The organism is Hominiventricola aquisgranensis, assembly GCF_040096225.1.
Classification (GTDB): domain Bacteria; phylum Bacillota; class Clostridia; order Lachnospirales; family Lachnospiraceae; genus Hominiventricola; species Hominiventricola aquisgranensis.
In genome coordinates this window covers 1-13,552 of sequence record NZ_JBBMFC010000009.1, presented here as the reverse complement: position 1 = coordinate 13,552, position 13,552 = coordinate 1, and the positions used below count along the sequence as shown (strand labels likewise).

The 13,552-nt window shown below is 47.9% G+C and carries 13 protein-coding genes and 1 pseudogene; 2 read left to right on the top strand and 12 right to left on the bottom strand.

Features of this window, described 5'->3' with window-relative positions; translation table 11 throughout:
- Positions 1-302 precede the first annotated feature (302 nt).
- From WMO62_RS06405 to WMO62_RS06380, 6 genes are all read right to left on the bottom strand, one after another.
- Positions 303-1,244, bottom strand: a complete 942-nt coding sequence (locus WMO62_RS06405) for a DUF1177 domain-containing protein (protein WP_349144186.1) — start codon at positions 1,242-1,244, stop codon at positions 303-305.
- On the bottom strand, positions 1,234-1,929 hold the full coding sequence (locus WMO62_RS06400) for an aspartate/glutamate racemase family protein (RefSeq protein ID WP_349144185.1): 696 nt from the start codon (positions 1,927-1,929) through the stop codon (positions 1,234-1,236). The genes WMO62_RS06405 and WMO62_RS06400 overlap by 11 nt, the downstream gene beginning before the upstream one ends.
- 44 nt (positions 1,930-1,973) lie before the next feature.
- A complete protein-coding gene (locus WMO62_RS06395) occupies positions 1,974-2,915 on the bottom strand; it encodes an aminopeptidase (RefSeq protein WP_349144184.1) in 942 nt (313 codons plus the stop codon).
- Between the two features lie 78 nt (positions 2,916-2,993).
- Complete coding sequence (locus WMO62_RS06390; protein WP_349144183.1) at positions 2,994-4,355, bottom strand: purine-cytosine permease family protein; 1,362 nt, start codon at positions 4,353-4,355, stop codon at positions 2,994-2,996.
- Between the two features lie 16 nt (positions 4,356-4,371).
- Positions 4,372-5,193, bottom strand: a complete 822-nt coding sequence (locus WMO62_RS06385) for a nitrilase-related carbon-nitrogen hydrolase (protein WP_349144182.1) — start codon at positions 5,191-5,193, stop codon at positions 4,372-4,374.
- Positions 5,194-5,380: 187 nt separating this feature from the next.
- Entirely contained in the window at positions 5,381-6,967 is a 1,587-nt protein-coding gene (locus WMO62_RS06380; protein ID WP_349144181.1) for a PucR family transcriptional regulator, read from the bottom strand.
- 193 nt (positions 6,968-7,160) lie between these two features.
- Between WMO62_RS06380 and WMO62_RS06375 the strand changes: the two genes are divergently transcribed.
- Positions 7,161-7,997 carry an AIM24 family protein gene (locus WMO62_RS06375; protein WP_117499883.1) on the top strand — a complete coding sequence of 279 codons (837 nt, stop codon included), beginning with the start codon at positions 7,161-7,163 and terminating at the stop codon, positions 7,995-7,997.
- A gap of 222 nt (positions 7,998-8,219) precedes the next feature.
- Here WMO62_RS06375 and WMO62_RS06370 read toward each other — a convergent pair whose 3' ends face one another.
- From WMO62_RS06370 to WMO62_RS06345, 6 genes and pseudogenes are all read right to left on the bottom strand, one after another.
- Complete coding sequence (locus tag WMO62_RS06370) at positions 8,220-8,552, bottom strand: DUF6054 family protein (RefSeq protein WP_118596648.1); 333 nt, start codon at positions 8,550-8,552, stop codon at positions 8,220-8,222.
- Between the two features lie 78 nt (positions 8,553-8,630).
- A complete protein-coding gene (locus WMO62_RS06365) occupies positions 8,631-9,095 on the bottom strand; it encodes a hypothetical protein (RefSeq protein WP_117499881.1) in 465 nt (154 codons plus the stop codon).
- Between the two features lie 29 nt (positions 9,096-9,124).
- Positions 9,125-9,322 carry a hypothetical protein gene (locus tag WMO62_RS06360; RefSeq protein ID WP_349144180.1) on the bottom strand — a complete coding sequence of 66 codons (198 nt, stop codon included), beginning with the start codon at positions 9,320-9,322 and terminating at the stop codon, positions 9,125-9,127.
- A complete protein-coding gene (locus tag WMO62_RS06355) occupies positions 9,319-10,350 on the bottom strand; it encodes a type IV toxin-antitoxin system AbiEi family antitoxin (protein WP_349144179.1) in 1,032 nt (343 codons plus the stop codon). Before WMO62_RS06355 ends, WMO62_RS06360 begins: the two co-directional genes overlap by 4 nt.
- A gap of 176 nt (positions 10,351-10,526) precedes the next feature.
- Positions 10,527-10,763, bottom strand: a pseudogene (locus WMO62_RS06350) (AAA family ATPase); the annotation flags it as partial.
- Between the two features lie 258 nt (positions 10,764-11,021).
- Positions 11,022-12,041: a hypothetical protein gene (locus WMO62_RS06345; RefSeq protein ID WP_349144178.1), complete on the bottom strand. Its 1,020-nt coding sequence runs from the start codon at positions 12,039-12,041 to the stop codon at positions 11,022-11,024.
- Between the two features lie 52 nt (positions 12,042-12,093).
- Between WMO62_RS06345 and WMO62_RS06340 the strand changes: the two genes are divergently transcribed.
- Positions 12,094-13,062 carry a sensor histidine kinase gene (locus WMO62_RS06340; protein ID WP_349144177.1) on the top strand — a complete coding sequence of 323 codons (969 nt, stop codon included), beginning with the start codon at positions 12,094-12,096 and terminating at the stop codon, positions 13,060-13,062.
- The last annotated feature ends 490 nt before the right edge of the window (positions 13,063-13,552 follow it).

The following is a 13,552-nucleotide window of genomic DNA, read 5'->3' as shown; positions in this document are numbered from 1 at the left end:
TGCGGCTACCTCTCGTCAACTTCCAATTTATCACTTTGTTTATGCTGCAAATTATATCACATCGGTTTTTGAAAAACTACTTCTATAAATAAGGGTAACCCGAAGGCTGCCTCAGACATCAAGCCTATCCTGTCGACAACGATAGGGCAAGGACATCCTCCCCTGCCTTCCGCTTTCCTGCAAAAACCCCCTTGGAGCCTTGCGGTTCTCCAAGGGGGTTTTTAGGGTGTCAAAGAAAAAAGAGAGGGTAGAAGATCTCTTTTTTCAGGTATTGGCGATACTTTGCAAATAATACGTTTGGCTTAATCCCGATTGCCCAGCTGCTGAAGGTGCTTCATGGAGCCATAGAGCTTATTCATTCGGGCATCGTCCTGGGCGTCATAAAAGCTGATCTTGCCAGCCGTAAAGTCCTTGGCCACCTCCAGAACAAAGCGGGCCGCCTCCTCGATGTCCTCCATGTGGGAGCAGCCGGTGCCGCAACCAGGAACCATCATCTCGGTAGTGATGGCCACGCCCACTACCGGAGCCGCCGTGCAGGTGCAAGGCTGCATGATGCTGTTGATGTGGTGAACATCGTTGCCGTAAGGGGTGATATCCTGCATATTCACCGGGAACACATAGGGAAGCTTGCCGGTGGTGCGCTGCATGATGTCCAAAAGATCCTCCGAAGCCCGAAGAATGTAGCCCTGCTTCACCGTCTGGGAGATGGCAAAGCCCCGGGTGTTGATGATGCGGTTACCCTTAGTGGTGTCGATGGAGAGGATAGCGTCCAGCTCCGGGGATACCTCCTCCTCATTGACCTGATGCATCTCAACGGGAGATCCCATGAATGGCACCGGATGATGAGGCTGAGTGGGAGCATCGGGGCAGATGTGAGTGGAAATGAACACATCGCCCTTGAGGCAGTCGCCCTTCTTACGCATATCGATGAGTTTGGCGGCCACCGCCAGAGCGGCCAGGGCGCCATCGCCATCAGACACATAGCCCACCACTTCCGGTCTTGCGCCCAGACCGCCTAAGCGGCCCAGGATGCCGATGGTAGGATAGCTGCCGCCAACGGTCTTTCCCTCGGTGCCGGGGATGCGGACCTTTACCATGTCGGTTTTCCCCTGAGGACCCTCCAGGGCATAGGTCTCTACGGAGACCTCCGGATCAATGGCCTGCAGGAAGGCCTTTACGATCTGGCCGTTGGCCTTGGGATCGTCTAAAAGCTCAAAAATATCAATAATCTGTTTATTTAGCATGATGTATTTCCCCTTTCATCAATTCTGCCGCCTCTGCGCGCCGCAGGGCGAAAAGCGTCATCAGGCCCTCGCAGAGCACCGGATCCATCACCGGGATGCCCAGAGCCTCCTCCAGAGAAGGTGCGATGCCGATGGTGGACATTCCTGTGCAGCTCAGGGCAATGACATCTGCCCCGGCAGCCTTTTGCTCCCGACCCTTTTCTACGGTTTTGGCGAAGCCCTCCTCCGTCATCAGATCCAGGGTGCTTTGGATGCCCTGACCCTTTTCGCAGGACACGATCTTATCCCCAAACAGCCGCCGATAGGCCTTGGGAGCGGCATCCAAAATACCAAGAACTGCAGGCCTTTCGCCGAAGAACAGCGAAAGTGTGGCCACACTCTCCCCTGCGCCCACCACTGGGATGGGCAGTAGTTTGCGGGCTTCCTCTACGCCAGGATCACCGGCACAGCTCACGATCACAGCATCAAAACCCTCGCGGTATATCTCCTCCGCCAGAGCCACCACCTTGGGAATGGACTGGCGTTCCGTCTCCTCGTCATGCACCCCTTCAAACTGCTCCGAAATGCACCGGGAGGTCACCTGAAACATGGGGTAATAGCGCTCCAGCAGCTTGCCGTGGCAGTTGAGTACCGTCTCATCCTCCGTGGTAAGCACCCGGATCACACCCACTTTGTACGTCTTCACAGCTTAATTCCTCCACAAATTATGATTAAAATGTGATTTTTGTGTCAAATAAGGTATTCCCCGTCTCGCATGACCAGCACATCATCTAAATAGAGGGTGGGATTTTTTATAATACCGTCCATATGGCAGGTGGCCTTGTTGGTGCCTCCGAAATCATCGTTGGTACCAAAGGCCACATGGATGGTGTGGTAGGCCTTTTCATCCTCCAGGAGAATACCCCTGAGCCGGGCGGCATAGTTGGCACCGATGCCCAGCTCACAGAGGGTGGCATTGGCCTCGCTCTCTCGTAGAACACTCAGCTTGTCGGCGTCCTGACCCTGGATGTCCACCAGCTTGCCGTCTCGCACGGTGAGCTGGATGGGGGAGCCAAGAAGGCCGATGTCGCCAAAGGAGCCATCTACCACCACAGAGCCGTTGCTGCCGTTTTCTATCGGAGCAATGTACGCCTCTCCGGAAGGCAGATTGCCGCTGTTGCCCTTGTGGCGGAAAACGCCGGTGCTGGCCACGCCCCGGCGGCCCTTCAGATCCAATGTCAGGGTATGGCCGTCCTTTTGGATGGTGGCGCTATCAGCCCGGGAGAGCATCTCCGTAAGTCGCAGAGTGAACTGCTCCACCTGCTCATAATCAGCGGTCATGGCTCCGGTGAGGAGCATCTCATCAGTGATGCCTGGCATGGTGGCCACCCGGCATCCGTTGGCCGAGGCCTGCAGACGGGCATTGGTGTGGGTGATGGACACGCTCATGGGACACACGGCGGCATCACTTTGCATCAGCGCATCGCAGACGATCTGAGGAGGCTCTTCCCCGGACACCTGCATAGGCTCGATGCAGACCAGCGTGGAGTGCGCGCCCAAGGCTTCGGCGGCACAGTGAAAGTCTCGACCGATGTCCAGCTTATTCGTATCGGTGATTACGGCAAAGCGCTCGCCCTTTTTCAAGTGCAGGGAGGAGCGCAAAACCGATTGCAAAAGTTCAATCCTATTCATATTCCAATACCTCTCACAACTCTTGAGCCCTATCCTCAAAGAGATAGGGCTCAAGACGATAAGACTTTTTCAAGCAGCTCAGCCCTTGGCAGCGCGCTTGTTGAACAGTGGATAGATCACCATGTTGCACACAAAAGCCACGATCACACCCACGATTGGGGTAGGCACCACGCCAGCCAGCTTCACCAGGGCGGGCACTCCCAGGCCAGTGGGAGCAGCAGTCATACACAGACCCATGAAGATGGCCAGGAACCAGGAGATGATACCGCTCCAGTTCCAGTCAGCCAGCTTCTTCTTCTCGATGAGCTCAAACTCATAGCCGTTCTTGTTCAGGAAGAAGAAGTCGGAGATAACCACACCGGCCATAGCGGGGATAGTAGCGGTGAGGATGGAGAGGAAGGACAAGTAGTGATCAACCAAACCAATGGCGGAGAAGGCAATGCTGATAATGCCCACGATGAGGGTCAGCAGCCATCTTTTATACTTGATCCTGGTGCCAGCCAGCACATTGGCCACGCCCAGCACGGAGGAATAGAGGTTGTTGTCGTTGGTGGTCCACTGGGCCAGAATGAGCACGATGGCCGCCACAATACCCAGGTTCAGCTCGCCGAGCATAACCTCCACAATGTTCCAGTTATTGAAGGAGTAGGTAAAGATGGCACCCATGAGCAAAATAGGCACATAGCCAAAGAAGTAGCCCAGGATGCAGCCGCGGATGGCGTCCTTGCGTGTCTTGGAATAGCGGGTAAAGTCAGAGACGATCACCACGCTGACGGCATTGTTGCCCACTACGGAGGCGATACCCACCGTCAGGGGGATGGCGACGCCCACAGGACCCTTTGAGGTGATGGAGGCAAAGGGAACCCGTGCCAGGGTGATGCCAAGAGCCGCCATAGCAAGTACAAACAACAGCGGAACAGCCACATTGGAAAGAGCCTTGATGCCCTTGTAGCCCACGATGGCGGTGATCATCATGGCGGTGCCACCGATGATGGTCCACACTACCTGAGGTGCAGTGTGGATGCCCAGGTATCCCTCCAAAAGGGTCACCACCGTTTGTCCGAACATATCGGCCTGAAAGCCGAACCAGCCGAACAGCGAAAAGGCCACCACGATACCGAATATCTTAGAGCCCTTGATGCCCAGGGAAAAACGTGAGTTCATAGCGGAGGCCAGATGGGTCTGGGCACCCACGATTCCCATGAAAATAGCCAAAACAGTAAGAATAGCGGAGCCCACAAGGATAGCGATGATGCTCTGGCCAAAGCTCAGGCCGTTAGCCAGGATGCCGCCGGTCTGAATGGCTGCCAGACAAAAACTCGCACCGATCCAGACCGCGCCCTGGCTGAGCCAGGACATATGCTCCGAGTCAGGTACCGGCGTTGCCTCATAGTCGTTGAGGACTTCTTTTTCTTTTACAGGTGTATTATTCTTTTCCACAGTTGGTTCCTTCCTTTCAGAGTTTCTTAGCGATAAGTTGATAACTGTCTGGTCTGCGGTCCTTCAGGTAATCGATCTCCTGACGGTTTTTGGCAGTGGAGGCCAGATCCAGGTCCGCATAGACGATCTCCTCTTTTTCCCCGGTACATTCTGCCACCGTGGTACCACGGCTGTTAGCTACCTTAGTGCCGCCGAAGAGATAGGTCTCCCCCTCCTGGCCAAAGCGGTTCACCGCCGCCACATAGCACAGGTTCTCCAGAGCTCTTTGTGCCACATTGATATCCCAAATATCTTTGTCCTGTACCCGCCAGGCACTTGGCATAAAGATTACCTCTGCACCCTGAAGCATCAGGAGTCGTGCCACCTCAGGGAAGCCCGCGTCATAGCAGATCATGATGCCTATCTTGCCGTACTTCGTGTCGAACACAGGGATGTCGTTGCCCATGCGGAAGTGGAAGCGCTCCAGGCTGTATAGATGGTGCTTATCGTAGCAGCCGGCCACATGGCCTTCATCGTCAATGAGGACCGCCGAGTTGAAATACACGCCCTTGACCTCTCTTTCTGTGGCCACCGGGGCAATGACATAGCAGCCATTCTCCTTGGCAGCCTGACAAAGCTTAGCGATACGGGGACCATCCAGGCGCTCGGCGGTCTCCGGAAGCCGCGGTCCCACAATATCCAGGTTGTAACCGGTGCTGAAAAGCTCCGGGAAGCAAACGATCTTAGCTCCCTGGCTTGCCGCTTGGGCAATCATGCCGCAGGCTTTTTCCACATTTTCATCCGGGCAGTTCAGCTTGCTTTGGAACTGCACCAACGCGATTTTTACATTGTTATCCATTTCTACCCTCCATGTTATGCAAAATGCACACAAAACAAATCCTGTCCATTGTTGGAAGACTTTATTTCTGTAAAAAAAATGATATACGATTTTCCCAGTCGCCGTCAATGTTCAATCCTGCGCAAAATTGCCCTCCTCATTGTGCATCAAGCACAACGAAAAGGGCAATTCGACTTTACTATGGTTCTTAGAAAAAACGGCTGATATGAAAGACCATGTGCAGGAATAGAATCGTCTCCGGGTCGTCTAAGTTCAGGCCCAGAAGGGCCTCTATCCGCCGCAGGCGGAAGGAGAGTGTGTTGCGGTGCAGTCCCATCGTCTCCGCCGCCTTGGTCTTGATACCCAGGCAGGAGGTATAGACCTCCAGGGTCTCGGTGAGGCTGGCGTCATTTTCCGCATCGTAGCGACGCAGGATCTCCAGAGTGTCCTGATAATAGCTCCTAATATAGGGGTTATCGACACAATGGCGGTAGGCCTGCTCCTTTATGAGGTCCCCGGCGAAGAAGATCTGCCCACTTTTGCCGATGATCCGGGCGATGTCCACCATGCTCCGTTCCTCGGTGTAGGCATCCGCCAGATCCAGATAGTCCGAGATATGGTTGATGACGCTGATAGTGAATGAGAAGCCCGTCAGCTCCTTAATTTGGCTACAGCTGGTATTGATGGCGTTAAGCACCTCCTTTGGCTGCGCATATTCCGGGAAGATACACACGAAGCTGTCACTTTGCGACACCACCACGCTCTGTGGCATATAAGTCCTGAGGCACTCGGAAACCAGAAACTTTTTCTCCAAGATATCCTGCTCGGAAAGTCCGGCGATGGCCTTCTTGAAGCTGCATATGTCCATGCAGATCATGGCCAGGGGCGGCCGGGGCCAGTTGAGTTCCTCGGTTCGGTAGGTCAGCTCCTTGTGGGTGGAGATGTTGCGCAGTACCAGATCCAGAAAAAGAGCCGTGTTGAGCTGGTTGACATTGTCACGGATGCTGTCCCGTTTGGAGAATTCCAGGGCCGCTGCCGTGACGGAGTGGTCCAGAATGATCATCTGCATCTCGTTGAGGGCAGCCACCGGGCAAAATACCAGCATGTAGCCCCTTACTGCCTCGCGGACGGTCACCGACCGGCTGAACACGGTGTATCCTTTGGCCTCCCGGGGACAGCGCTCCGCCGCACTGCCCTGTCCCAGCACCTCCTGGAGGATGTAATCCTCTAAGTCCTCGAAGTTGTCTGGTATATGGCTGGCGGCCAGGATCTCCCCTGCGCCATCGACGATGGCCGCGGGCATCTGCAGCAACTTGGAGAGCACGGCGGCAATCTTTCCGAAACCGCCATCGGAGAGCTCGATTTCCGTAAAGCGCTTGTGTATCTTTTCGGAAAATTCCATGATCTCCACCTGGCGGTTGGTCAGCATCCGCACCACAGGCATAACCATCTCTGTTGTGGGCATATCCGAGGGCATCTCGAACAGAGGCAGCCCCAGACGCTGGGCCAGAGCAATGTCAGTGTCCTTGAGCTCACCCAAAAACCGGGTCTTGATAGCCAAGGCGGCGGCCTTGCCCTTGGTCAGGGTCTCCAGCAGGTAGGGGATGGCATTTTCATCGTCCCGCAGGGCGTAGCCGGTAGTGATGAGCAGCTCGCCGCTGCGCAGCCAGGGCTCAATGTTCGGCACCTCCATGCAGTCCACGCAGGTAATGGCGTTGTCAAGCCCCGCCTCCCCTGCCAGAAGCCGGCATTTGCTCAGGCCACCGGTTTTCATCGCTTCACGAACAGTCAGCATTGTTGTCTCCTACTTTCTTGCAATCTTTGCTCTGATTTTACGATACCCACCTCTAAATTGCAAATAATAACGATAACATTTTTTACTCCTTCTGAAACTCATTCTGATATGTGTCTTTCATTTTTTCTGTTATAATAAACATATCCGAGTAACACTATGAATTATTACTAAAGGTAAAGGAGGCAGTAGTAATATGAGAATTGAAAACTTACAAAATGAAAACAGAAAATTTGCAAAAAGTATTGGAAACTTCCATGTACTTGAATATGTACAGGATGCCAGTGTATCACCGATGAATGCAATGAACGAATATTTTATGAGCAAAATGGGGGTCAGAAGAAGACAAGTTGTTATTGATATTGATAAAGACCATTCTGCTATTATCCAGGCCGGTGCCATGCAATGGATGGGCGGAAATGTACAAGCTACATCTGGCGTAAAAGGCATCGGAGATCTCCTTGGAAAAGCGATCAAAGGTGCCGTTACAAAAGAAACCGCAGTTAAACCGGAATATGTTGGTGAAGGCTGCCTGGTATTAGAACCGACATACAAATATATTATCCTTGCAGACATTGGCAAATGGGGACCAGCCGGAATGACAATTGAGGATGGCATGTTTCTAGCTTGTGATGCAAATGTAAATAGTAAAGTTGTAGCCAGAAAGAACCTTTCATCAGCCGTATTAGGTGGCGAAGGGCTATTTAATCTGAGTTTACAGGGCAATGGTATAGCTGCACTGGAATCTAATGTTCCTGAAGATGAATTGATTGAAGTCATATTGGAAAATGATGAACTGAAAATTGATGGAAATCTTGCTGTATGCTGGTCATCAAATCTTGAATTCACCGTAGAAAGATCTACGAAAACACTTGTAGGATCTGCAGTTAGCGGTGAGGGTCTGGTAAATGTTTATCGTGGAACAGGACGAGTACTGATGTGTCCGGTCGCACCGACAACTTCCTTGTTTGAGTCCACCAACACCATGGCAGCTAAATCAGCAGCTAAATCCAGCAATACATTTGGAAAGTAGCGTAAAACACATTCTCTCGTAACCAACAAACGCCGGTATAGGATTATAAAAATCCTGTATCGGCGTTATTAATTGCTTTATTGATTGTGGTCATTTTATTTTCTTCATTCAAATGAACTGCTTATCATCAATGCAAACTTGAACTTTACAAATCATTTCATCTTTAACTGCTCAAAATGTTAACGCGATTTTCCTATGCCTACTATGTAATTTAAGATTAAGCTACACATCCAACAACTCGATTAACTTATCAAGAAATGCCTCTTCCCCTAATGTATTAATTTTGAAAAATACAGCTTGGCTTCCTCCCGCTGTAATTGCGGAAAGTTGTACTGGATCTTTGTCATTTTGAAAAAGTGTAATATTAAGACTCACTCTGTTTCCTCCAGCATAGCTGTAACGCTCAAAAACACGAACGCTGCAACGCGCAGTTCCACTTCGAAAGTCACTGGCATCTTCTAGCGTTGCTGACATACTGCCATTTATTATTCCGCTTTCAATTTTAGAAAGCAACTGATCAAAATCTTCATTTATATATCTTTCTATTTTTGCCATGCACAACACTCTCCTCTCAACTATCTACACTGAATTTTTTTAGTTCTATTTCTAAGCAAAATAGTCTAATCGCATGAACTACTCTAAACCAAGTGTTATATATTGAGCTAATATTGCATTTATATTTTCTTTCTCTTCAGCCGTTACAGGTAAGTTCTGATTGTTTTTTTCGTCATTGAATGTTCCACATTCCGAATGATAGTAATATGTTCTTTCATCAATTATAAGTTTGCAATCATTAGCACAATCGGCAGTCCCTTCTGTATTCCAAGTGCCGTTTCCAATAATGTCTGCTATTATTTTTACTTCTTCTTCGGTCAAATCACAAATTTTATCTTCATCTATATGAGAAATTGTCCCACTTATACTTTCAACATTCGCTTGCTGTGTCTGCTCTGTTTCACTGGAGACATTTTTATCAATCTCTGAAATATCTGAAACATCACCATCTCTTACAGGTTCTCCACTGCCAGTTGCTTTATCACAAGCAACTACTGACAACATACAAATTAATACCAAAAATAATGCCAATACCCTTTTCATAAGAATACCTCCTTAAAATCTCGATTGGCTTAATTATATGATCCTTTCCTCCAAACCCAAAAGCCATAAACAATCACATACAATGCCGTAATAATTCCTAAAGACATTAGATTACTTACATCATATTCTCTAAAAATATTGACCAGCTCCACAAGAACCCTGTGTGCGGCTTTTTTCTGTCCTTCAGAATAATCTATTCTACTTTTCAAATCTTCATCTTTTATCATTTGATAATTTCCTTCATTAGAACGGCTTCTGCCATTTCTTCCCCACGGCCCTTTAGCTGCATACAATCTAAATAAATCTGTACCGGCGACACAACAAGTGACTCCTCAATTTTTCTGCTGTCTTTGATATAAGAATCATTTTCCAATGGAAAAATTACTACGTTGGAGCCACTACTCACTTCCTTCATCTCCAGATAAGCGATTGCTTCCTGAATATCCTCCGGTGCCAGATACATATGAACTTTATTATACCGGATAACAGGGGCATAACGGACCCCGCCGGAAAAACCCGTCAGGTAAGATTCAATCCCCATATCCTTTTTCAGAAATTTCAGTTTCTTTTCCAAAATAGAAACATTATCCAGACTGTAAAGTGCATACGCAGATGCTTCCTTTTTACCATAAATCCTGCTCCACTCATATAAGAGTGCTTCCGGCTCCCTAAGCATATATCCGTCCTTTGTTTTTTCTGCCCATGCATTCTCTTGTAGAAAATTCATTACCTTTGATACCTGTCCGATACTGCAGTCTACTTTTTCCGCCAGATACTTTAGCTTCCATACTCTTGTAACATCTACAAACAGTTCCCTCAAAATAAGTGATGATACCACAGAAGAACGTTCAAATATAGCCGCTGCCTTATATTCTTTCGGTCTGGGATTTTTATTTCCTTTTTCAGACAAATATATGGAGTGTCCTACAAACCAGCAATTTCCTGCATAATCAAAATACCCCATTTCATTCTGCTCACATATTGCGGCAGTACGCTCTGATACATATGGAGAAACTAAAATTCTCATACCTTGTTCCATGCTCTGCTTTTCTATCAACTGCATAACCGTGGATGGAAATACCTGATTTACCACACAGGCATTTAACAAAAATTCATAGCCGTTATCCATTTCTACAGATGCAACAAAACCATCCTCTGTTCTTTTTACAACTTCATACTTTTGAACATTAGGAAGTTTTAAAAATTTATTTTCGACACATTCCAATCCGTATCTATCTGTTTTCACTTTAATCACCGCTTTCACTCTTTTAGTGAAACTAATTATAACAGTGAAACTTTTATGAGTCAACTGCTCATTTTACTCTTTCCATATATTTGTGGTTGTTCTGAGTGTTGCGACCCTCCCAATTATTTTTTATCATAATTTACTTTTATTTAGCCCTAATCCAGACTTATCAAATTTTCTGACCTATAGGTCATGTAGTCATCCCAGGCATCATCATAATCACCGTCATAGACAGAATAAAACTCTGCAAAGGAGATGGGATAGATTCTGATTTCATCACCTCTGCCACGGAACTCGGTTACAATATCGCTGGATAAGAACTTAGAGTTGCTTCCGGTGACATACACATCAATATTGCTCATGCGGAGCAGGCTGTTCAGCACTTCCTCAAATCGTGGCATAAACTGCTTATCTTTTCGCAGGGTCAGCTGCTGTAGGTAAGCGTCTCTTTTAATCTCCATCGTTACACTCCCCATTTCTGTGTATCCGCACATTTTTATGTAATATGACAAAATTAATTTGATGAAATTTTTGATTATGATGTCAAAAATCAGTCTGCTATATCGTTATTATAGTTAAGCTGCAATTTCCGGATTCATATTCTCTTTCTTCTTCAACTGTAAAAGGTGGGCGCTTACGCTCCCACCTCTGCACTTTTATTCAATTACTATGTCAGATACTTATTCTTCTTCTAAACCACTCTTTTTCCTTACATAGAATATGGCTCCAATAACAATCAGCATAATACAGATACCTATAATAATGATTATCGTATTATTCCATGCATATTTTGAAGTGCTGTCATCTGTCTTAGGCGCAGGAATGGTTTCATCAGCTTTGTTGTCTGCCTGACCGTTATCACTCATAATCTTGGTATCAACAACAATCGTGTAATCTGATGCATGGGTAAATACAAGTTCCACATTTCCATCCGAATCAATCTGTCCGGCGCTGATAAATTCCAGTTCTCCGGTCTGTTCATTGTAGTAGAACAGGTTCGCATACAGTCCTGCATTCTTTGATTTCATGTTGACGGTCAGTGTGGCTGTAAATCCAAACTCTCCGTCATAAGCAAGAGTCAGATTCAAGGAAGAATGTTCCCCGGTCACGTTATTGATCACATCCACAGGAATGGATTTTCCGGCGTCGGCTCCGACTGTCACATCAAAATCAATATCTCCAGCTGCATCAGTAATATCCTTTCCATAAATCTTCCAGGAAAGGCCATTTCCCATATCCAGAACAAGTGTTGTATCTTTGCCCTTGATACTGTCAATTACATCTTTCGGTACTACAGTTGTTCCGTTCATTGCAACCGTTACCGTATCGCCTGCCTTAGCTTCTTCAAGCTGTGGCTTGATAACATCCCAGCCTTCCTTGCCGCTGTCATCCTTGATGTATGGCTTAATTGAAGTACCATTGTCCTTACCATTATCCGTATCAGGCTGTGGCTTCTGATTCTGATTACCATTGTCTGTGCCAGACTGCGGTTTCTGGTTTTGGCTGCCATTATCCTTGCTGCTGTCATCGGACTTTGGATTCTGATTTTCATTACCATTATTTTTACTGCTGTCATCGGACTTGATCTTAGCGATAGACTGTGTGTAACTGTGTCCGCACTTGGTGCAGGTGTAGGTTCTGACTCCTTCCTCGGTTGTCGTCGGCTGCTTTGTTACGGTTGCTTTATAATTATGTCCCAATGCCGCCAGCTCTTTACCAGTTCTCAGAAGTTAATCACAATCCGTACAATAGATGATGGCTTCCCATCTCTCCCTTGGAGCTATTCGTTTCTTCTCTGCATCGGTCTTTTGTTATAAGGCGGCATCTGCGCTCTATCTGCTTATCATCGCTGTGCTTGCCATTCACAGAGGAGAAAAACGGAGCAGGCCGATCTTCTATGCTGTGGCAGCCGCAACCTGCGCCTTTATATGGGATTGCCTTCTGCCGGTTTATGAGCCGGTTATCGGCGGTTGGTTTGTGGAATGGGGCAGCTTTTTCATAGCAGCAGCCATCGGCTATTCCCTCTGGCGCGATGTGATAGAAGGATATGGAAACAGCCTGATTTTCCAGGAAGAACGCAAGCAGGTCATCCGTCAGTTCTCTATGCAGACCGAATACAGCCGTCAGGTTTCTGAGGCAGCGGCAGAAAACAGAAGGCTGATCCACGACATCAAACACCATCTGCGTACCATAGACCGCATGGCCTCTGAACATGGGCAGACAGAGATCTGCTCCTTCCTGTTACAGGTTGAGGAACAGGTTGCGGCAACATCGGGTCACTCCCATGTTGCGTTCTGTAAAAATCCCGTTGTAAATGCGCTGATTGAATACTACTACGGCATGGCGCAGACACAAGGGACAGAATTTCAGGTGCGGCTCGATCTTCCCGATCAGATGCCGCTTACCGATGTGGAACTGTGTACGGTGCTGGGCAATCTTTTGGACAATGCCGTGGAGGGGTGCAGCCGCCAAAAGCAAGGGGTGCGCCGCATTTTCATTGCAGGCGAAACCAGAGGCAATATGTACTTTTTGAAGATTGAAAACACTTACGACGGTCTGGCCTTGCAAGAGGGAAAAACATTCCTCTCCCGAAAGGGTACATCTGATGATCATGGAATCGGGCTTTCCTCTGTCCGAAAAATCATTGAAGGCCATGGCGGTGATCTCGATCTTGTTCCCGGTGAGAAATCCTTTCTTGTTGGAATTACAATACAGATGTAAAAACTGTTTTTTGAGGCGCATTCAGATAACATAGGCAAGACCTGATGGATGGACTTTGCCCGGAGGGTGTGGGGTATCCCAGATTTGGGATACCGTAGGCGAGCAGTACCCCTGTGATTATCGCTGCTGTTGTCGTTTCTTTTTCAGATTCTCTTCCTGGTTCCAACTCTGCTGTGCCGCATAGAAGGATTCCACGTTTTGCTTTGCAATCTGATAATCCCGCATCTCTTTTTTTATTTTTTTGTACTCACTGTAGCCGGATTTTCGGTAGGCGATATAGGTATCTCTGGTCTTGGAATAATTGATGATATGGGTTTTGATTCGTTCCTCCTTTTGTGGTAAAAAAAATAGCGCCTTAACCTTTTGGCTAAAGTGCTATGTAAATTTATTATTAAATTGCGTGTGAATCAAATAAACTGGAATTTGGTGTGTGCTTTATAAATTTTTTCCAATCCACTCAAGTTCGTTCATGGAATCCTTATTTTTTTCA